Origin of the sequence: Tenuifilum sp. (genome assembly GCF_037481895.1) — a bacterium.
GTDB classification, from domain to species: Bacteria; Bacteroidota; Bacteroidia; order Bacteroidales; family Tenuifilaceae; genus Tenuifilum; species Tenuifilum osseticum.
On the sequence record NZ_JBBFKU010000026.1, the window covers coordinates 30,788 to 50,016 of the forward strand.

17 protein-coding genes and 1 other RNA gene are annotated in these 19,229 nt (G+C 39.6%); 13 read left to right on the top strand and 5 right to left on the bottom strand.

Annotated elements, in window-relative coordinates; all coding sequences use genetic code 11:
- Genes WHS63_RS08975 through WHS63_RS08985 form a run of 3 tightly spaced genes read left to right on the top strand, consistent with a single transcriptional unit; the run spans position 1 to position 2,904 of the window.
- Entirely contained in the window at positions 1-603 is a 603-nt protein-coding gene (locus WHS63_RS08975) for a V-type ATP synthase subunit D (protein WP_445199038.1), read from the top strand.
- A complete protein-coding gene (locus WHS63_RS08980; protein ID WP_445204813.1) occupies positions 600-2,411 on the top strand; it encodes a V-type ATP synthase subunit I in 1,812 nt (603 codons plus the stop codon). Before WHS63_RS08975 ends, WHS63_RS08980 begins: the two co-directional genes overlap by 4 nt.
- A gap of 46 nt (positions 2,412-2,457) precedes the next feature.
- Positions 2,458-2,904, top strand: coding sequence for a V-type ATP synthase subunit K (locus WHS63_RS08985; protein ID WP_445204814.1), 447 nt, complete (start codon positions 2,458-2,460; stop codon positions 2,902-2,904).
- 14 nt (positions 2,905-2,918) lie between these two features.
- Here WHS63_RS08985 and WHS63_RS08990 read toward each other — a convergent pair whose 3' ends face one another.
- Positions 2,919-4,700, bottom strand: a complete 1,782-nt coding sequence (locus tag WHS63_RS08990; protein ID WP_445204815.1) for a YgiQ family radical SAM protein — start codon at positions 4,698-4,700, stop codon at positions 2,919-2,921.
- Between the two features lies 1 nt (position 4,701).
- Positions 4,702-5,916, bottom strand: coding sequence for an S-adenosylmethionine:tRNA ribosyltransferase-isomerase (locus tag WHS63_RS08995; protein WP_445204816.1), 1,215 nt, complete (start codon positions 5,914-5,916; stop codon positions 4,702-4,704).
- Between the two features lie 82 nt (positions 5,917-5,998).
- Between WHS63_RS08995 and WHS63_RS09000 the strand changes: the two genes are divergently transcribed.
- The 9 genes from WHS63_RS09000 to WHS63_RS09040 all read left to right on the top strand — a co-directional run bounded on the left by WHS63_RS09000 (position 5,999) and on the right by WHS63_RS09040 (position 14,159).
- Positions 5,999-7,060, top strand: coding sequence for a DUF2027 domain-containing protein (locus tag WHS63_RS09000; RefSeq protein WP_445204817.1), 1,062 nt, complete (start codon positions 5,999-6,001; stop codon positions 7,058-7,060).
- A 41-nt stretch (positions 7,061-7,101) separates the two neighbouring features.
- Positions 7,102-7,481: RNase P RNA component class A (rnpB, locus tag WHS63_RS09005), an RNA gene on the top strand.
- A 1,148-nt stretch (positions 7,482-8,629) separates the two neighbouring features.
- Positions 8,630-9,055, top strand: coding sequence for a helix-turn-helix domain-containing protein (locus tag WHS63_RS09010; protein ID WP_445204818.1), 426 nt, complete (start codon positions 8,630-8,632; stop codon positions 9,053-9,055).
- 26 nt (positions 9,056-9,081) lie between these two features.
- Positions 9,082-10,131 carry a quinone-dependent dihydroorotate dehydrogenase gene (locus WHS63_RS09015; protein WP_445204819.1) on the top strand — a complete coding sequence of 350 codons (1,050 nt, stop codon included), beginning with the start codon at positions 9,082-9,084 and terminating at the stop codon, positions 10,129-10,131.
- Positions 10,132-10,146: 15 nt separating this feature from the next.
- A complete protein-coding gene (yedF, locus tag WHS63_RS09020) occupies positions 10,147-10,764 on the top strand; it encodes a sulfurtransferase-like selenium metabolism protein YedF (RefSeq protein WP_445204820.1) in 618 nt (205 codons plus the stop codon).
- A 2-nt stretch (positions 10,765-10,766) separates the two neighbouring features.
- On the top strand, positions 10,767-11,888 hold the full coding sequence (locus WHS63_RS09025) for an aminotransferase class V-fold PLP-dependent enzyme (RefSeq protein WP_445204821.1): 1,122 nt from the start codon (positions 10,767-10,769) through the stop codon (positions 11,886-11,888).
- Positions 11,881-12,117: a DUF3343 domain-containing protein gene (locus WHS63_RS09030; RefSeq protein WP_445204822.1), complete on the top strand. Its 237-nt coding sequence runs from the start codon at positions 11,881-11,883 to the stop codon at positions 12,115-12,117. Before WHS63_RS09025 ends, WHS63_RS09030 begins: the two co-directional genes overlap by 8 nt.
- A complete protein-coding gene (selD, locus tag WHS63_RS09035; protein ID WP_445204823.1) occupies positions 12,114-13,154 on the top strand; it encodes a selenide, water dikinase SelD in 1,041 nt (346 codons plus the stop codon). The genes WHS63_RS09030 and selD overlap by 4 nt, the downstream gene beginning before the upstream one ends.
- Before the next feature lie 111 nt (positions 13,155-13,265).
- Complete coding sequence (locus WHS63_RS09040; RefSeq protein ID WP_445204824.1) at positions 13,266-14,159, top strand: hypothetical protein; 894 nt, start codon at positions 13,266-13,268, stop codon at positions 14,157-14,159.
- A gap of 14 nt (positions 14,160-14,173) precedes the next feature.
- On the opposite strand, the gene WHS63_RS09045 is transcribed toward WHS63_RS09040, so the two are convergent.
- Positions 14,174-14,503, bottom strand: coding sequence for a hypothetical protein (locus WHS63_RS09045; RefSeq protein ID WP_445204825.1), 330 nt, complete (start codon positions 14,501-14,503; stop codon positions 14,174-14,176).
- A gap of 178 nt (positions 14,504-14,681) precedes the next feature.
- Here WHS63_RS09045 and WHS63_RS09050 point away from each other — a divergent pair, with 178 nt between their 5' ends.
- On the top strand, positions 14,682-15,146 hold the full coding sequence (locus WHS63_RS09050; RefSeq protein ID WP_445204826.1) for a thioredoxin family protein: 465 nt from the start codon (positions 14,682-14,684) through the stop codon (positions 15,144-15,146).
- An 80-nt stretch (positions 15,147-15,226) separates the two neighbouring features.
- On the opposite strand, the gene WHS63_RS09055 is transcribed toward WHS63_RS09050, so the two are convergent.
- Both WHS63_RS09055 and gyrA read right to left on the bottom strand, forming a co-directional pair.
- On the bottom strand, positions 15,227-16,534 hold the full coding sequence (locus tag WHS63_RS09055; protein ID WP_445204827.1) for a tetratricopeptide repeat protein: 1,308 nt from the start codon (positions 16,532-16,534) through the stop codon (positions 15,227-15,229).
- A 20-nt stretch (positions 16,535-16,554) separates the two neighbouring features.
- Positions 16,555-19,053 (bottom strand): DNA gyrase subunit A, encoded by a 2,499-nt coding sequence (gyrA, locus tag WHS63_RS09060; RefSeq protein ID WP_445204828.1) that lies wholly within the window; start codon positions 19,051-19,053, stop codon positions 16,555-16,557.
- Between the last annotated feature and the right edge of the window lie 176 nt (positions 19,054-19,229).

The window sequence follows — 19,229 nt, forward strand, 5'->3', positions numbered from 1 at the left end:
ATGGCAATTAAGTTTCAGTTCAATAAAACATCGCTTAACGAGCTCAATAAGCAGCTTAAAATCCGCCAAAGAGCTTTGCCTACCCTGAAAAACAAGGAGTCGGCTTTGCGTATGGAGGTTAAGCGCGCTAAGAATAGGATGCAGGAACTCGAGGAACATCTGGCTAAACGTATCAAGGATTATGAGTATATGGTTAGCCTTTGGGGAGAGTTTGAGCGTAACCTGATTCAGATTGACGATGTTAGGCTTGGAACTATCAAAATTGCCGGGGTAAAAATACCTGTTCTACAAGAGGTAATTTTTAGTGTTAAAGAGTATAGCGTTTTTGCGCGCCCTTACTGGTACACCGATGGAGTAAAAATTCTAAAGGAGTTAGCCGAAATTGGTATTGAACGTGATTTCTACCACGAAAAAATGCGGCTCCTTGACCATGCGCGTAAGAAAACTACACAAAAGGTAAACCTTTACGAAAAGGTTCAAATTCCCGGCTATGAGAACGCCATTCGGAAGATTAAGCGATTCCTCGAGGATGAGGAAAACCTTTCGAAGTCGGCTATGAAGATAGTGAAGAAACGATACGAAAACGTGGAGGTTGAGTCATGATAACACCAATGTATAAGTACAACTTCCTGGTTTATCACCGCGATTTCGACGATTTCCTGCTTAAACTTCAGGATTTGGGCGTGGTTGATATTTCCATGGAAAACCGAAACGTTGACGAGGATGAAAAGGAGATTCTGGCCCGAATCAATAGGATAGCTACTGCTATAAAGTTCCTTGAAGGCCGTAAAGCCCCTGACGAAAAAATCACACTCAGCCTTTCAGCCGATGAAATTGTTTCGCGTGTTGAGTTGCTTCAACGTGAACGGGAGCAATTTGAAAATGCTATTAAAAAAGCCCAAAAGGAATTGGCAGAGGTTGAACCGTGGGGTAATTTTGACTTGAAATTGCTTAACAGCCTTGCCGAAAAAGGTATTTCAATTCGATTTTTCATTGCACCCGAGAAAGTTTTTAATGAGGACTGGGTAAATGAGTATCCTATTGAAATAGTTAACCACACCAATGGACTATACTACTTTGTAATGGTTAATTACACAGGCGAGGCTATTTCGCCCGATGTTCAGGAGGTTCGAACACCGCAGTTCTCAGTTAAACAAAAAGATGAAGAAATCCATCGCTACCATAAACGTATCGATGAAATTAATACTGAACTAGATTTTCTAGCTCTTTACATCGATTTACTTAAAAAAGAGCAGATTGAACTTACCAATCATCTCGATTTTAAGATGGTTAAGTCAAGCGCAACGGCCGAAGCCGGAAATACCATAATGGTACTTGAGGGATGGGTGCCAGAGGATTTGAATGAAAAGGTAAAAGAGGTTCTTGATGCCGAAAGTATTATCTATATTTCGTCTAAGGCCGATAAGAACGATAACGCGCCTATTCTACTTCGAAACAGTAAATTCGCAAAGCTGTTTGAGCCCATTAGTAAACTTTTTGCCTTCCCAACCTATGCAGAATTGGACTTAACCCCATTCTTTGCACCATTCTTCATGCTCTTCTTTGGGTTCTGCTTTGGCGATGCGGGTTACGGTTTAATTTTTGTCTTAGGTGCCACAATCTATAAGTTTAAGGCAAAACCAGAACTTAAACCTTTACTTTCTTTAATTCAGATTCTTGGAATATCTACTGTGTTGTTTGGAGCACTAACCGGTACTGTGTTTGGCGCTAGTTTGGTTGAGCTGGATATTCCTGCTTTGGAGAGCTTTAAATCCTACTTCTTTGACCAGGATAAGATGTTTAAGTTATCCCTTATACTTGGGCTTGTGCAGATTGTTTTTGGCATGTGCGTTAAAGCCGCTAACCTTTGGGTACAGTTTTCATGGAAGCATGCCATTTCTACTATTAGTTGGGTTGTATTAATCCTCAGCATGGCTATTTTTTACCTTTTAGGACAAAACCCCGAAAGTTCATTGAAGCTTTTCAGCCCAATCCATATGGTTATTGTTGGTGTTGCGGGCGTTGGAATAATGTTTTTTAACTCACCTGGCAAAAACCCACTATTCAACTTTGGATTAGGCCTTTGGGATACTTACAACATGGCTACTGGTCTTTTAGGCGATACCTTGTCATACATTCGTCTCTTTGCCCTTGGTCTGAGTAGTGGTATCCTAGGAAGTGTGTTTAATAGCCTTGCCTTTGGTATGGCCCCCGATACTCCGGTGCTTAAGCATATTGTTATTATTCTGATATTGCTTATTGGCCATTCCATTAATATTTTCATGTCTGCGTTAGGTTCTCTTGTACATCCTATGCGTTTGACATTTGTTGAGTTTTACAAAAATGCTGGCTTTACAGGCGGAGGTAGAGGGTACAATCCTTTCCGAAAGAATACGGCTGAAGCCCAATAAGTTTGAAATCGATTTATAATTTAAATAACCTAATAAATTTTAAACTATGGAACCAATCATTTTTGCTTACTTAGGAATTGGGATAATGATTATCCTTTCCGGTGTTGGAAGTGCTTATGGTGTTACCATTGCTGGTAACGCATCGGTTGGAGCTTTGAAAAAGGAACCCGGTGCATTTGGTAACTTCCTTGTTCTTAGTGCACTTGCTGGTACCCAAGGACTTTACGGTTTTACCGGTTACTTTATGCTTAAAAATTTCCTTGTTCCTGAAATTACTTGGGCTCAAGCTGCTGCAATTTTTGGTGCAGGTCTGGCCATGGGATTTGTGGGGCTTTTCTCAGCAATTCGCCAGGGACAGGTTTGTGCTAACGGTATTACCGCCATCGGTAATGGGCACAAGGTGTTTGTAAATACCCTTATCCTTGCTGTATTCCCTGAACTTTATGCAATTATCTCTTTGGCTGCTGTGTTCCTAATCAGCACCTCATTGTAGTTGAAACTTCTCACTTATCTAATAGGCGGCTTCCTTTTGGGTGGCCGCTTTTTACTTTGGGTAAAAAGGGATTTACTTTCGTCTTTATACCAAAAGAAATAGCTTTGCTGTTTGCGTTTTTCTTCAACGCTTCGGGCTACGTAAACCTTTTCGCCAGTATAGGGATTAATGCCTGTGTAGTAAATTGTTGATGCTAGGGTCATTGGAGTGGGCGTGAAGTCCTGAACTTGTTCAAGCTTGAAGTTTAGCTTACGGGTTTCTTCGGCTAACTGCTTCATGTCTTGTTCTGTTGACCCTGGATGGCTCGATATAAAGTATGGAATTAATTGCTGTTTTTGGCCAAATTTTTCGTTCAAAGCATCAAACCACTGCTTAAACTGTTTAAACAGTTCAAACGATGGTTTTCGCATTATTTTTAGTACTTTTTCCGATGTATGTTCGGGTGCCACCTTTAACCTCCCCGATACATGATGTAGAAATAGGTTTTCAAAATATTCCCGCTCGGCTTTACTATCCTTCCGGGTTATAAATAAATCGTAGCGTACCCCGCTGCCCACAAACGCCTTTTTTATTCCTTCTACCTTACGCACTTTATTGTATAGGTTGTTAATAGGCTCATGGCTCGAATTTAGATTTTTGCAGATATTCGGGTAGATGCACGAGGGCCGTTTGCATTTGGCACAAATGCTTAAATCCTTTGGAACCATCCCATACATATTAGCCGATGGCCCACCCAGGTCACTGAGGTAGCCTGAAAAACCTGGGATTTTTTTTATTTCTTCAACCTCTTTCAGAATTGATTGTTCTGAACGCGATGAAATAAAACGTCCCTGATGGGCCGATATTGTGCAGAAACTACACCCTCCAAAACACCCCCGATGTATGTTTACTGAGAATTTAATCATCTCCCACGCAGGAATGGTTTTCCCTTTGTATCGCGGATGTGGTAATCGAGTATAAGGTAAATCATACCATCTATCAATTTCATGGGTTGTGGCAGGATTAAAGGGCGGATTTACTACTACACACTTATCCTCTATGGGTTCTATAAGAATTTTACTGTTTATCCTGTTCGATTCCTGCTCAATTATCTTAAAGTTATTGGCAAATTTGAGTTTGTCGGTTAAACACTCCTCGTATGAACTTAGCATTATAATATCCTCGCTACGTTTATACTTATCAATATTGTGGTCAATGTAAGCAATTTGGGGTATCCCGCGTAGCGATTCAATTGCTATACCCTGGTCCAGCTTTTTAGCAATCTCAATAATGGCATTTTCACCCATTCCATAAACCAGTATATCGGCTTGGCTATCAACTAAAATACTTGGTTTGAGGGTATCCGACCAGTAGTCATAATGAGTTAATCTACGTAGCGAAGCCTCTACGCCACCAATAATCAAAGGGGTGCTCGCATATAGTTTTTTGATTATTCGGGAGTATACAACTGTGGCATAATCGGGTCTAAAACCTGCTTTACCTTCAGGGGTATAGGCATCATCGCTCCTTAATCTTTTAGCGGCAGTATAGTGGTTTACCATTGAGTCCATATTACCGGCAGTAACGGCAAAGAAAAGCCTTGGCTCTCCAAGTTTTTTAAAGTCCCGCAGGTCGTCACGCCAGTTGGGTTGGGGTACAATAGCAACCTTAAACCCCTCGCTTTCCAGTACTCGCCCAATAACAGCAGCGCCAAATGCCGGATGATCAACATAGGCATCTCCTGTAAAAATAATGATATCGGGCTGTTCCCAGCCCAATGCTTTTATTTCTTTTACCGATGTGGGCAAAAATCCCATTTTATGTTGATTTGTTTATATGAAGTATACTGCTATCGCCATAGCTTAAGAACCTAAAATTGTTGTCTAAAGCAAATTGGTATATTTTTTTCCAATCGTTGCCAACTGCAGCAGCAACAAGTAAAAGAAGGGTAGAGCGTGGTTGGTGAAAATTGGTTATTAGGGCATCGCAGGTTTTTATTTCATAACCGGGAGCAATAATAATTTGTGTTGAAGCCGATAAAGTCTCAATGCCATTGTTTTTCATGTGTTCGTAAAGAGCCTTGTAGGCTTCTCCAACGTCTATTTGAAAGTCAAGCTCATATGGTTCCCATTGCGAAATGTTAAAGTTCCCATTTACCTTGCCAAGTTTTAATTTAACCCCAAGCCAATACAACGATTCCAGGGTTCTTATGGTAGTTGTTCCTACACACACAACAGGTTCGCTATTTTGATATAGTCTTCTTACTAGTTCTAGACTAACAAAAAAGTGTTCGGTATGCATCTCGTGATCCTCAATGGTATCGGATGTTACAGGTTTAAAAGTGCCTGCACCTACGTGTAGGGTTATGTAGTGGGGTTTAACATGAATATTACTTAAACTTTCAAAAACCTTTGGTGTAAAATGAAGACCGGCTGTTGGCGCTGCTACCGATCCTTCGGGCTCTGCATATATGGTCTGGTAACGATAGCCGTCAATATCCTCGCTTTCACGGTTTAGGTATGGGGGAATGGGCATAGTGCCACATTTTTCCACAATATCGGCAAATGACATAGAACTATTGTTCCACGAGAACTCAACTTCTACGCCTTCGCTAAGTCTTTTTAGCTGTTTTGCCACAAGCCTTCCTCCAGTGCCTTCTATACCCATTTGAAGTTCGCCTTGCTTCCACCGCTTAAGGTTACCCACAATGCATTTCCATACCACCTTTTTCTTGCTTGAGAACGAGAGAGCATAGTCGCTTGGGTCAATGGGTTCAATTAGAAATACTTCAATAGTTGCCCCACTTTCCTTTTTAAACCTTAACCTTGCTCTAACCACCTTAGTGTTGTTCAGTATAAGTAAACTTTTAGGGGTAATATATTGGTCAATATTTCGGAAGGTATCATTTGTTATTTCACCGTTCTGGTAAATAAGAAGTTTAGAGCAGTCCCTCTCAGCTAGAGGATGTTTGGCTATCCTTGAATCGGGCAACTCATAATCATAGTCAGTAATACTAATTTTCTTAACTTTCATATCCCTTTTTTGACTCTAAGGCCACAAAATTAGTTATTTTTGTGGGTTAAAAGATTTGTGAGTAATTCTGAGGAGTTTTATTATGAATGTAGCTGTAGGATGTAAGGTTCGTTTTTTAAACGATGTTGGAGGGGGCGAGGTTATTCGAATCATCGATAAGCGAACGGCCTTGGTCAAAACTTTCGATGGTTTTGAAATGCCAGCTCTTTTATCTGAGCTGGTTGTGGTTGAACCGGCTGCCGATGAACTCCTGCAGATAAAAACAGTTCAGGAAAAGGAAACGGCTTTAGCAAATCGCAAGAAAAAGCCAAAGACTGAGGATATCAATCTAACCAATGACACACCAGAGGTTGCTGATAGTTCAGGTGATGAGATCTCGTTGGATATAGTTTTTGTTCCTACTAATATATCCAACCTACAGCAATCCACTTTCGATTTGTATTTGGTTAACGATAGTTCCTATAGGGTATTCTTTGTACTTTCAAATGTGATTGACGATAATCATACTCCAGTTAGCTCAGGCATACTTCAGCCCGATACAAAGGTATTGGTTAAAAGGCTAACTCCCGAAGATGTAAGTAAATTGATTTTAATGAATCTTCAAGCAATATACCATAAGAACATCCCTTATAAGCCATTTCAGCCAGAATTCTACGATATTGAACTTGACCCTATAAAACTATATAAAAGGGGCAATTTTAAACGCAATGATTTTTTTGATATCGACGCATACATAATTTCTATTGCAAGCACTAAGCGCGAGGCTTTTATTCGTCACTTAACCGATAAGGCAATAGTAGAGGCAATAAAGCAAAAGGAAAAACCAGTTCAAGTAAAAGAGGTTAAGAAACCTAATATTGAAACTGAAGAGGTTGATCTTCACATTCATGAGCTAATAGACAATTGGAAGGATTTAACACCAGGTGAAATCTTGAAAATTCAGCTTGCTCGTTTCGAAACGGCTCTTGAGGGAGGCATTAAAAGCACAACTACAAAACGTATGGTTTTTATTCACGGAGTAGGCAATGGGAAGTTAAAGTACGAAATAACCAAGCTGTTAAGCAGCAAATACCCAAAGCTAAGGTATCAGGATGCTTCGTTTAAAGAATACGGCTTTGGTGCAACCATGGTATTCCTTAAGTAGTATAAAGGGAAAAGAGTTTTTTGAAACAATAAAATAGGCAAGCAGATAGCCGTCCTATCGCGCCGTGCAAAACCGGTGAGGAAAGTCCGGGCAGCGCAGGGCACCATACTTCCTAACCGGAAGATGTCCGCGAGGGCATAGCAGTGCAACAGAAAATAACCGCCATGCCTTTGGCATGGTAAGGGTGAAAAGGTGAGGTAAGAGCTCACCGGGTTCCATAGTGATATGGAATGCCGTGCACCTTATGGGCTGCAAGACCATGTATACTCCGATTTCTTACGAAACAGGGCTGCCCGTTCTGTTCCCGCTTGTCGGGTGTCGGAGGGGGTAGGTCGCTTGAGGTTGTGGGTGACTACAATCCCAGATAAATGATAGGAGCGTTTTTAACGCACAGAACCCGGCTTACAGGTTATCTGCTTGCCTTTATTATTTTAATATGCTATTAATTATGTTAAGTTTTCCCATCCTTTTCAAATAAGGAAATTGAATAAGGGAATATCAAATAGATACTTTTATATCATCCTGGAATTCCTAAACAAAAATTAATACAAAAAATTAACGACAAAACACCAAGTTTACATATGTAAATATATATGTTTAAAGAAAACAATACCTTAAAACGTTAACCCAGATATATGATTGATACATCAAATATCTATTAACGTATTTATTATATAACTGTATATCAATATTATATATGATTTATATTATTTAATAATTTAAAATATATTGGTTTACATACAAATATTGGAATAAATATTTGTTAAAATATTGAAATATACTGTTCAATATCAATTATATACAGTATTTTATTCAAGTAGATGTTTTGAATCATAATGTTAGTTGGTTTATTACCGGTAATTTTTCATAAATATAGTAGCAAGAGGAGTGTTTACCTATTCCGTAATCAGCAATACCTGTAAAATCAACTATTACTACACAAAACAAGCCGAATCATTAAACCACAGTAGGGTAGTATTTCTGACTTTTACTTTTGATGGTTACTTAATTACGTATAAGATTGTAAGGATATTGCTTTGAATTTGCCAATTTCGGCGATAGTAAATTATGTAGAGTCTTGTGCTATAAGATCTAAATGAATTCCCTATAATTACATATCGCTCGGTTAAATTGGTTGATTAATTATCCGGTTGACAGCAAGATTTTAGATCACAGGATCAATCTTGTTTCAACTTATTAGACATCAATGCCTAATGGTATGTCCTGTATGTCGTTTAATGCTAAATCGTTTCCTTGTTGATGACTTAAATTTGGCGTTTAATTTAAAGATATACTTAACCTATTGATGAAACTCCTCTAAGGGGATTACTTTATTGAAAATATAGCCACGTTTAGAGGTTGACAACATTCATTCACCTCCTTTTAAAATTTACTTGGTTAGCAATCGGTTTGCTTTTCCAAAAAGCAAATACACAAAGCCAAGCAACTTGATGTTACATGTGTAAATATAATTATTCTTGCAATGTTTACATATGTATTTTGTTAGTATTTTGCAAATAATTACATTTGTGAATAATGGTAAGTGATGCAATCAAAAACATTACAATTATGGTTAACGAGAGATTGCTTAAGCTGATGGAGCAGGAAAAGATAACTGCTGCGAAGCTGGCCGATATATTAGAGGTTCAACCCAGCGCTATTTCCCATATACTTTCAGGGCGAAATAAGCCAAGTTTTGACTTTATCCAAAAGCTAGCCACAAATTTCCCAAGGTTGAATATAGATTGGCTTATAACCGGCAAGGGTAATATGTACAAGGTTGCAGTTCAACAGTCGCTTTTCGATCCACCAACAGCATTAATCCCCAAAACCGATAATCCCAGTTTAAAAACCAACGATAAAATTGAAGATTTGCATAAATCGTCAAAATTTACAAATGTAAACATTTCGGTTTCACCAAAAGCTGTAAAGCAAATTGTTTTTATTTATTCAGATAATACTTTTGAAATATATTTCCCCTCAAAGTCCGATTAACTATTTTTGTTAGTTTTGCAAAAAAAATGCTGTACAAGAAGTTAATCAGACCAATATTTTTCCTTTTAAATCCAGAATTTGCTCATAAATTAGTGGTCGCAACGCTTAAAGTTGCCTTTACCATTCCCGGGGTGCGTTTTCTTTGCTTAAAAATGTTCACGGTATCTCACCCTTCGCTTCAGCGCGAGGTCTTTGGCTATCATTTTTCCAACCCCGTTGGTCTTGCCGCTGGATTCGATAAGAATGCTGATTACTTTCCCGAGTTAGCCTGTTTTGGCTTTTCTTTTATCGAGGTTGGAACTGTTACACCAAAACCTCAACCCGGAAATCCCAAACCACGTTTATTCCGTTTAATTCCCGACAATGCTTTGGTAAATCGAATGGGATTTAATAATAAAGGTGTTGATTATGTTAAGTTGAACCTGTCAAGAAAGCGTCGTCCGAAGAATTTAATAATTGGTGGAAACATTGGAAAGAATACGTTAACGCCAAACCAAAATGCAATCGATGACTATCTTACTGTTTTCCATGGTTTATACCCCCATGTGGACTACATTGTGGTAAATGTTAGTTGTCCCAACGTAGCAAATCTGCGCGATTTGCAGGACGATGATAGTCTGAAAAGCTTACTTAAGGCAATTACTGCCGAACGAAAGAACTACGATTTCTATAAACCAATACTTCTTAAGGTTTCACCGGATCTCACCAATGAACATCTGACAGCCACAATTAAAATTGCTGAAGAAGAAGGAATTGATGGGTATATTGCAACCAATACTACAACATCACGCGATAACCTTCAAACCCCTGAAGCAAAAGTTAAAACCATTGGGAATGGAGGTTTAAGCGGTAAGCCATTGGCTAAACGTTCTACAGAAGTAATTAAGCTTATTCACACCCTTACCCAGGGGGCAAAACCTATTATTGGGGTTGGTGGCATTCATTCTCCTGACGATGCAATAGAGAAACTGAAAGCTGGTGCTACACTCATTCAGGTTTACACAGGGTTCATCTATGAGGGACCGGCTATTGTTAAGCGCATTAATAAAGCATTGATAAATAGCGATATAGTTTAAACTAAAGAAACCAATATGACAAAAATTATTGATTGTCGTGGACAGCTATGCCCTCAGCCACTTATCAATACTAAAAAGGCTCTGAAAGAATCGGTTAAGGATGAAACGATTCAGGTTTTAATAGACAACGCAACATCGTGCCAGAATGTTTCCCGTTTTTTAGCCGATAACGCAATCCCGTTTACCGTTGATGAACAGAATGGACTTTTTACCCTAATAATCAATCCAACTGGTTCGGAATTTAATCCCAAGAAAGAGGCAGAGGAATACTGCGAGGTCAGTTTTCCACCCAGAGGCAAAAAATACATTGTTGTTCTTACCAGCCATTTAATGGGGAATGGTGACAATGATTTGGGAAAAATTCTCATGAAAGGTTTTTTAAACACTCTACCCAGTCTCGAAGGGCTTCCGGAGGAGATCATCTGTTACAATAGCGCAGTTACACTTGCTGTAAAGGGTAGCGATACTGCTCAGAGCCTAGTAAAACTAATGGAAATGGGTGTTAAAATCACACTTTGCGGAACATGTGTCGATTTCTTTAGTATAAAGGATAAAATTGAGGTGGGAACAATCTCAAATATGCTCTATATTGCTGAAAGGCTTAGCTCAGGAATCCATACTGTTAAACCGTAGTAATGGCGAACTATTACTTCGATAATTCGGCTACCAGTCACCCTAAGCCACCTGAAGTCGCCCAATACATTAATGAGTACCTGAAGCTTGGTGGCACCTATGGACGTAGTGCATACGATAGGGTCATTAATGTTTCTAGGATAGTTGAGCATACCCGAATCTTACTCGCCAGGCTATTAGGCACAAGCCTTGCCGAAAATATTGTGTTTACTTACAACGCAACCCATGCACTCAACGTTGCCATAAAGGGTTTTTCATACCGGAAAAAACGAGTACTTATTTCCCCCTTGGAGCATAATGCGGTAACACGCCCTGTGTTGCACCTGCAGAATACTATTGGACTTGAGTTCGATATCATGCCTTACAACCCCGATGGTTCAATAAATCTTGAAGGCCTCAGACAATTGGATCTAAAATCATACGATCTGTGTATTGTAAACCATGTTAGTAATTTGAATGGGGTTGTACAGCCTATTGCTGAGCTAAAAGCTCTGCTGGGTGATATTCCATTGCTTGTCGATGCAAGTCAGTCGGCAGGGCATATTCCCATTGAGGTGGATACCTGGAACATCGATATGCTGGCATTAACTGGGCATAAAGGGTTGATGGGACCAACCGGAACAGGTTGCCTGTTTGTTCGCACCCCCGAAATAATCAACCCATTAATACATGGGGGTACCGGTTCCCGTTCCGATAGCTTTCTGATGCCCGACTTTTTACCCGATAGATTTGAGGCCGGAACTCCAAATGTTTTGGGTATTTTCGGTTTATATGGAGCCATATTGGCAAATGTAACCAATAGCTACGAGCACGAACATTTTATGGACCTACTCGAAAGGGTTGAGCGTTTAAGATCATTTAAAGTGTTCCGATCCCTTGATGTTAACCATCAGGCATCGTTATTCTCAATAACTTCCAATAAATACAGCCCTTCAGAACTGTCGGATCAGCTTTTCAAGCGCTACTCCATTGAAACCCGAAGTGGTCTTCACTGCGCACCGCTTGCGCACCAAACCCTAAGGACGTTCCCTATGGGTACTGTCAGGTTTTCGCTTTCCAAATACCATAATTCAACTGATTTGAATTACCTTTACTCTGCCCTGAAAGAGCTCGATCATGGATGAACGGAAAGGTAAATGTTTACTCCTTTTTCAGAGTATTCATAAGGTAATGCAAGCTGAGCATATTATTGCAGGTTTAGGCTTGCAGTATCAAATAATTCCAGTACCCAAGGAGTACAGCTCTGAATGTGGTATGTGTATTGAAATTGATTGTTCTAATAGTAATAATCTTTTAACTGAATTACAACTAAATAAGTTATCGTTTAACATAGTTATAAAAGTAGATTCATGAGTACCAATTTCGACTTGTTAACCACTGTGGAGTACGGTGGGTGTTCGGCTAAGATTTCGGCTTCGGTGCTCGAGTCCATTCTGCTTAACCTGCCCAAGGTGACCGATCCCAATGTATTGGTAGATATTGATACCCACGACGATGCTGGGGTTTTCAAGATAAATGAGGATTTAGCCCTAATTTTCACCACCGATTTTTTCCCACCTGTATGTAGCGATCCGTATGAGTTTGGACAAATAGCCGCAACCAATTCATTGAGTGATGTTTACGCCATGGGAGGCGAACCTTTCCTTGCGCTAAACATAGCCATGTTCCCTTCTACTAAAGTTCCTTTAGATGCCTACAGGCAAATCCTTGAGGGTGGGGCAAGTGTAGCCCAAAAGGCAAATACAATTATTATTGGTGGTCACACCATCGACGACTATCCCCCAAAGTATGGTTTAGCCGTGGTGGGTAAAGTTCATCCTGATAAGGTGACTACCAATGCCGGCTTACAACCTGGCGATGTTTTGATCTTGACCAAACCTTTGGGCACTGGTGTAGTGGTAGCCGCTAAGCGCTTAGGTATTGTATCCGAAGCAGCTTACAGCGAGACCCTTTTCTGGATGAAACAGCTTAACAACACTGCCGCACAGGTTATGCAAACCGTTGGTGTTAAAGGAGCTACCGATATTACCGGATTTGGGCTTATTGGCCATGTATACAAAATGGCTAAGGCAAGCCGCGTTGGTGTTAAGCTTTACACAAGCAAAATACCCCTGCTTCCTGAGGTATATCAGCTTGTGGATGAGGGCTGCATTCCCGGTGCTGCTTTCCGTAATCTCGAGTTTGTAGGCAGCCATTTGAATGGTGACCCAAATGTTGACTACAATATTAAAATGCTGATGTGCGATGCTCAAACGTCGGGAGGAATACTAATGGGTGTTAAGCCTGAAAGGGTTAATGAGGCCCTAAGTCTTTTAAAAGAGGCTGGTTTAACCTATTCGGCAGTAGTAGGAGAGGTTTTTGAAGGCGATAATATTTTGATTACTAGTTAGATATTGTTGTTTCTGGAATTGATATGTTAATATTTTTGAATCAAACTTTATTTTTATCATATTTATCAATCATTTTACGTTAATTCATTGTAAAACAATATATTGTTTTTTATGATTTTTAGGGAAGGGGAGTGGTATAATTTTAAGGTTACTAAAGTAATTGATGTGCCTGGAAGCGGCAAGCAATTCGTTCTTTCCCATGAATCGGGCAAAAAATTGCTTTTGCCGGCTCAATATTATGATAAGTACAATATAGCAGTAAACTCTACCATTCAATGCAGGATAGATAAGATAAACTGCACGGGTCAAATTTTTATTGAGCCAGCGCATCCGGTTTACAAAACCGGGGGTACATATACTTTTAACATTAAGCATATTGGCGATACTGCAATTGAAGAGGTACAGAGTATAATTGTATGCGATATTTTTGGTAATGAAATTGAAGTTTTAACTCCTAAAGGAACCATTGATTATGGACAAGAGGAGGTAAAGTTTAAAGTGCTTAGTGTTAAAAAGGGTGTTCCTATCCTTTCTGCAAGCGCTAAATGGGACATTTGCCCCGATACCTTGAGTAATGGACAGGAGATATTGCTTTTTCTAAGTAAGGTAGTAGTTATTCAGAACGAGGAGTATTACCTGCTAAAATCAAAATCGAATTGTATAACCTTGCTAAAGGTAAAGCACTATAAACACTATGGTTTCAAGGAAGGGATTCCTATTGTTGCCAGTTATAGAGGTACTGATGACAGAGGATTTTTGATGGTTGACCCAGCACATCCATACTATAAGATGGGTGGGGTATATCAATTTGAGATTGCAGCAATTGAAGAGGATTATAGTAATGAACTCGGAAGTAGTAGGGTTGCGGTAGTGTATGATAAATTTGGCATGAAGTGTGGTGTACAAATTGAGAATGCCTCATCGTACAGTGTAGGAAAGAGCGTTAGCTGCAAAGTTTTAGGGTACAAAAAAGGACGACCTCTACTCGAAATCGTCCGCATGTAGCTAAATTAAGAAAATTACTCGTCGGCCATCTCCTCAGCAGGCTCCTCATCGCTAATATCATCAGGGAATTCATCGCCCTCGGTTCCAATGGTATCATCGGTCAAGCTGCCGAAAAATTCCTTCTCCTCATCCTCATCCTTTATCTTTGTGTCAATTTTAACTGGAACCTTTACCAGGTAAATAGCATCCTCGGTTTCAAGGGTAACGGCATGGAAAAAATCGCCATTTGGCTTCTCAACCTTGAAAACAAAATCCTGATACCCATGGGGGAACCTTTCCTTGAATATTTTTAAAAGCTCAGGAGACAAATTGCTAAGACTTACTGCTGCTCTTTTCTTACTCATAAATCGCTTAAAATTTTCCGCAATTATAGTGCAAAAAAAGAAATTGCAAGGGGAGTTATGAATATTTTTTTCAAAAAATATTATATAACACAATACCAGAGTGTTAAAATAGGATTTTTTGCTTTTGAATATCCGATTCCAATATATTAATATCTTTGAGTGCTCTAAATTAAATACTATGAAACGATTGTTGCTACTAAATCTACTAATTTTATTGGGATTGATGGCTTATGCCCAGGTAAACATATATAATCCCAATGCCGACGCTAAGGCTGAAATTGCAGCCGCAATAAACAAAGCAAAGCAGGAAAATAAGCATGTTTTTATTCAAATTGGTGGCAATTGGTGCCCATGGTGCGTTAAACTCCATAATTTTATGAACGCAGATTCAACCATATCCGAAATCCTTACCAAAAACTACGTTGTGGTTAAGGTTAACTACAGCAAGGAAAATAAAAATTTAGATGTTCTGAAAAAACTTGAAAAGCCACAGCGTTTTGGTTTTCCTGTTCTTGTGATTTTAAATTCCAATGGAAATAGGATCCACACTCAAGATTCAGGTTTGCTTGAGTCTGGCGATGGTTACGACCGAAAGAAGGTTTTAAATTTTCTAAAGAACTGGACACCAGAAGCACTTAAATAAAAGTCATATAATTAATATTATGTTAAGTAATATACTTTAAATAAAAGCCCCACTTCGGGGCTTTTATTATTTTATCGGAATTACATCTGTTTTGCCTTTTCGTTGAATTCATTGTACTTATCCAACATTTCCTGGCTCTCGTTACGGAAGCGGAAATAGATATTTTTCAAAGCTTCAACAGCTTCCTTGCTATTGGGATTTACTTTATATGCTTGCTCCATGTAAGGCATTGAGTTCTTAAATTCTGCATTAGCCTTTTCCATAAGGGCATCGTATTTATCAAGTTCACGAGCAGGAACCTTATTGGCTTCCTCAATGTACTTTACACCTTTATTGAAGTAAAGCGCACCAATATTGTAGTAAGCATCAAAGAAATTAGGATCAATCTCAATAGCTTTTTTGTAGGCTTCTAGGGCATTTTCGCCATCTCCTAGTCTATCGTACAATGTACCCTTTGCAAAGTAAAGCGATGAGTTGTTTGGCTCGGTTTCAATTGCCTTATCAATGTATACAAGAATCTTAGTAGGATCTTCCTGTTTATCGATATAGTAGGAAATTAGAGAGAATAATACGTTTGTGTTTTTGGGATACTTTATGAAACCTTCCTCTAGGTATTTTAGACCTTCATCGCCTTTATTCAGGTTCTTGTAGGCATCAAATATATTAAAGTAAACAGCACCATCGTTGGCAAAACCAAGTTCAATGGATTTCTGGTAGTATGGAATTGATTCCTCAAGTAATCCGGCAAGTTGAGCCGATAAACCTGCATAGTAATAAATTGCAGTGTCTTTCTGGTTGAGAATTGGAAGTTTACCAATCTCAATAACCTTTTTGAAGGATTCAAAGGCACCCTTATAATCTTTTAGAGTATACTGGTTTGAGCCTTCGTTAACGTATAGACCTTTTAGTTTTACAAGGTTCTCTTGCAATTTCTTGGAGTTCTTACCCTTGGTGTCGATCTCAATTGCTTTCAGGAAACTTTCAAGGGCCAAATCCAGAGGTTTTTCGATAACGGGCTTTGTAACCTCCCAGCGTTCAAGTTGACCGTTGTTAAAGTAGAAGTTAACCCTTTCCATAACATACTTATCGAGCTGAACCCCATCAACTTCTACTTTTTCCTGCTGTATGGGTTTTCCAACAACAAGCATGAATGTATTTGGATCCATTCCAACGTATGCCCTAAGGATTTGAGCATCAAAAAGGTCTATCATAAGCTCACCCCTTTTAATCCATGTGGCATCCTTGGTATTCTTTTTGGGATCCTGGATTTCGGCGTTGCTTTTTTCAACCTTTTTGGCATACTGATCGAAATTGATTTCCTTGCTGGTTTGTGCTGTTACCATTACAGCAACAAAAAGCATTGAAATTAAAATTGTTAGTCGTTTCATAAGATAATTGTTAAATTAAGTTACTCGTTTACTGTTTCGTCGTTATCAATGGTTTCTTGTTGATCAATATTTTCTTCATCGCTTGCCTCCACATTGGCTATAGCCGCAATGGAATCGTTTTTCCGGAGGTTAATTAGTTTAACACCCTGTGCTGTTCTGCCAATAACTCGAAGTTCTTTTACACTCAATCGGATGGTTAAACCGCTCTTGTTTATAATCATTATGTCGTTATTGTCGTCAACGGCTTTAATGCTTATAAGTTTACCTGTTTTCGGTGTAATAGTTATTGTTTTAACACCTTTTCCACCTCTACCGGTAACTCGGTAATCGTCAAGTTTAGAACGTTTACCATAACCGTTTTCTGCTACAACCAGTATATCCTTGTTTTCATTTTCTTCAACACAAATCATGCCAATAATGGAATCGCCTTGTGCTAGGTTCATTCCCCTAACGCCACTTCCGGTTCTACCTATTGGACGTACAAGTTTTTCGTGGAAACGAATGGCTTTTCCTTCGCGAGCAGCCAGGATGATTTGCTTGTTACCATTGGTTAGGCATGCCTCTATGAGCTGATCGCCCTCTTTGATAGTAATTGCCATTACACCACTCTGTCGTGGGCGGCTATACGCCTCTAGCGATGTCTTTTTAATTATACCATTCCTTGTGCAAAGAACAATATAGTTATTATTCAGGTACTCAGGGTCGGTTAATGTTTTAACATTAATGTATGCACGTATTGTGTCGTCGTTCTCAATGTTAATAAGGTTCTGGATAGCCCTGCCCTTTGAAGCCTTGTTACCTTCAGGTATTTCGTACACTTTTAACCAGTAACACTTGCCTTTTTCAGTGAAGAAAAGCATGGTGTTATGCATGGATGCTACATAGATATGCTCAATGAAATCCTCATCGCGGGTTGTGCTACCTTTTGAGCCTACTCCTCCCCTGGATTGAAGCTTGTACTCATACAGTGGAGTACGCTTGATATAACCCATGTGGGAAATGGTGATAACCACTTCCTCGTCGGCATAAAAATCTTCGGGGTTAAACTCCTCAGCATCAGGCACAATCTCAGTTTTACGATTATCGCCATACTTTTCCTTCATCTCGATCATCTCATCCTTGATGATCTTTTTCTGAAGGGTTTCATCCTCTAGAACCTGTTTGAGGTAAGCAATTTGCTTTAGAAGTTCCTCATATTCCTGCTTAACCTTTTCACGCTCAAGCCCGGTAAGGCTCCTTAAGCGCATATCGATGATGGCTTGGGCTTGAACTTCGCTAAGACCAAACCTTTCCATAAGCTTTTCCTTGGCCTCGTTAGGCGAAGAAGCAGCACGTATAAGGTTAATCACCTCATCGATATGGTCAATGGCTATTAGTAATCCTTCCAGGATATGGGCCCGTTTTTGAGCTTCATCTAGCTCATATTGTGTACGACGCAGGATAATACTATGCCTGTGCTTAATGAACTGTACTATTAAATCCTTCAGGTTAAGCTGCTTGGGGCGTCCATCCACCAAAGCTATATTGTTGATAGCAAAAGAGGATTGCAGCTGTGTGTGCTTAAATAAATTGTTTAACACAACATTGGCAACAGCCTCTTTTTTAAGGATTATTACAACTCGAGTTCCTTGCCTATCGGATTCATCATTAATATAGCTGATACCCTCAATTTTCTTATCGTTAATAAGGTCGGCAATCTTTTTAATCATTTCGGCCTTATTCACCATATAGGGTATTTCCGTAACAATAATCTTGGAGCGCCCGGATTCGGTTTGTTCAATTTCCGTTCTGGAGCGGATCACCACCCTACCCTTTCCGGAAAGGTATGCATCCTTAACTCCCTGATAACCATATATTATACCACCTGTTGGGAAATCGGGTCCTTTAACATATTTAAGCAGCTCATCTATGGTGATCTCGGGGTTATCCACAGTGGCACATATGGCGTCAACAATCTCGCAGAGGTTGTGGGGAGGCATGTTGGTAGCCATCCCTACGGCGATACCTGATGTGCCGTTAACCAGTAGAAGGGGTATTTTGGTAGGAAGCACCGTGGGTTCTTCCAGGGTATCGTCGAAGTTTAGCTTAAAGTCAACGGTATTCTTGTCGATATCAGCAAGTGTCTCCTCTGCAATTCTGGTAAGCCTAGCCTCCGTGTAACGCATGGCTGCGGGACTATCGCCGTCAACTGATCCAAAATTACCCTGTCCATCAACCAGCGGGTAGCGCATTGCCCAATCCTGAGCCATGCGAACCATTGCCTCATAAACCGAAGAGTCGCCATGAGGGTGGTACTTACCTAGGACCTCACCCACGATACGTGCCGATTTCTTGAATGGTTTACCTGCATTGAGCCCCAGATCGGCCATTCCGAAAAGAACCCTCCTGTGAACGGGTTTTAAACCGTCACGCACATCGGGTAATGCTCTTGATACTATCACCGACATTGAATAGTCAATGTACGATGATTTCATTTCCTCCTCAATGTTGATCTGTATAATCCTTTCACCCTCAGACATATAATAAAAGCTTAAAAAGTCATTTTTTACTTCAGAAATAACGTGCTAAGATAGCTATTTAAGCGTAAAAAAAAGAATGGTTAATGATGTTGTTCATTATTTATCACTATTGTCCGACTAAAACGTAATTTCACCTGTTTGTTCACCATACTGCCTGATAATCAGTTGATATTTTT

Bases quoted from the DNA above. Each gene is read 5' to 3' on its own strand.
- gyrA (WP_445204828.1), bottom strand. From the start codon at position 19,053: ATGTCTGAGGGTGAAAGGATTATACAGATCAACATTGAGGAGGAAATG.
- yedF (WP_445204820.1), top strand. From the start codon at position 10,147: ATGACAAAAATTATTGATTGTCGTGGACAGCTATGCCCTCAGCCACTT.
- WHS63_RS09050 (WP_445204826.1), top strand. From the start codon at position 14,682: ATGAAACGATTGTTGCTACTAAATCTACTAATTTTATTGGGATTGATG.
- WHS63_RS09025 (WP_445204821.1), top strand. From the start codon at position 10,767: ATGGCGAACTATTACTTCGATAATTCGGCTACCAGTCACCCTAAGCCA.
- selD (WP_445204823.1), top strand. From the start codon at position 12,114: ATGAGTACCAATTTCGACTTGTTAACCACTGTGGAGTACGGTGGGTGT.
- WHS63_RS08990 (WP_445204815.1), bottom strand. From the start codon at position 4,700: ATGGGATTTTTGCCCACATCGGTAAAAGAAATAAAAGCATTGGGCTGG.
- WHS63_RS09040 (WP_445204824.1), top strand. From the start codon at position 13,266: ATGATTTTTAGGGAAGGGGAGTGGTATAATTTTAAGGTTACTAAAGTA.
- WHS63_RS08975 (WP_445199038.1), top strand. From the start codon at position 1: ATGGCAATTAAGTTTCAGTTCAATAAAACATCGCTTAACGAGCTCAAT.
- WHS63_RS08980 (WP_445204813.1), top strand. From the start codon at position 600: ATGATAACACCAATGTATAAGTACAACTTCCTGGTTTATCACCGCGAT.
- WHS63_RS09055 (WP_445204827.1), bottom strand. From the start codon at position 16,534: ATGAAACGACTAACAATTTTAATTTCAATGCTTTTTGTTGCTGTAATG.
- WHS63_RS09000 (WP_445204817.1), top strand. From the start codon at position 5,999: ATGAATGTAGCTGTAGGATGTAAGGTTCGTTTTTTAAACGATGTTGGA.
- WHS63_RS09030 (WP_445204822.1), top strand. From the start codon at position 11,881: ATGGATGAACGGAAAGGTAAATGTTTACTCCTTTTTCAGAGTATTCAT.
- WHS63_RS09015 (WP_445204819.1), top strand. From the start codon at position 9,082: ATGCTGTACAAGAAGTTAATCAGACCAATATTTTTCCTTTTAAATCCA.
- WHS63_RS09010 (WP_445204818.1), top strand. From the start codon at position 8,630: ATGGTTAACGAGAGATTGCTTAAGCTGATGGAGCAGGAAAAGATAACT.
- WHS63_RS08995 (WP_445204816.1), bottom strand. From the start codon at position 5,916: ATGAAAGTTAAGAAAATTAGTATTACTGACTATGATTATGAGTTGCCC.
- WHS63_RS08985 (WP_445204814.1), top strand. From the start codon at position 2,458: ATGGAACCAATCATTTTTGCTTACTTAGGAATTGGGATAATGATTATC.
- WHS63_RS09045 (WP_445204825.1), bottom strand. From the start codon at position 14,503: ATGAGTAAGAAAAGAGCAGCAGTAAGTCTTAGCAATTTGTCTCCTGAG.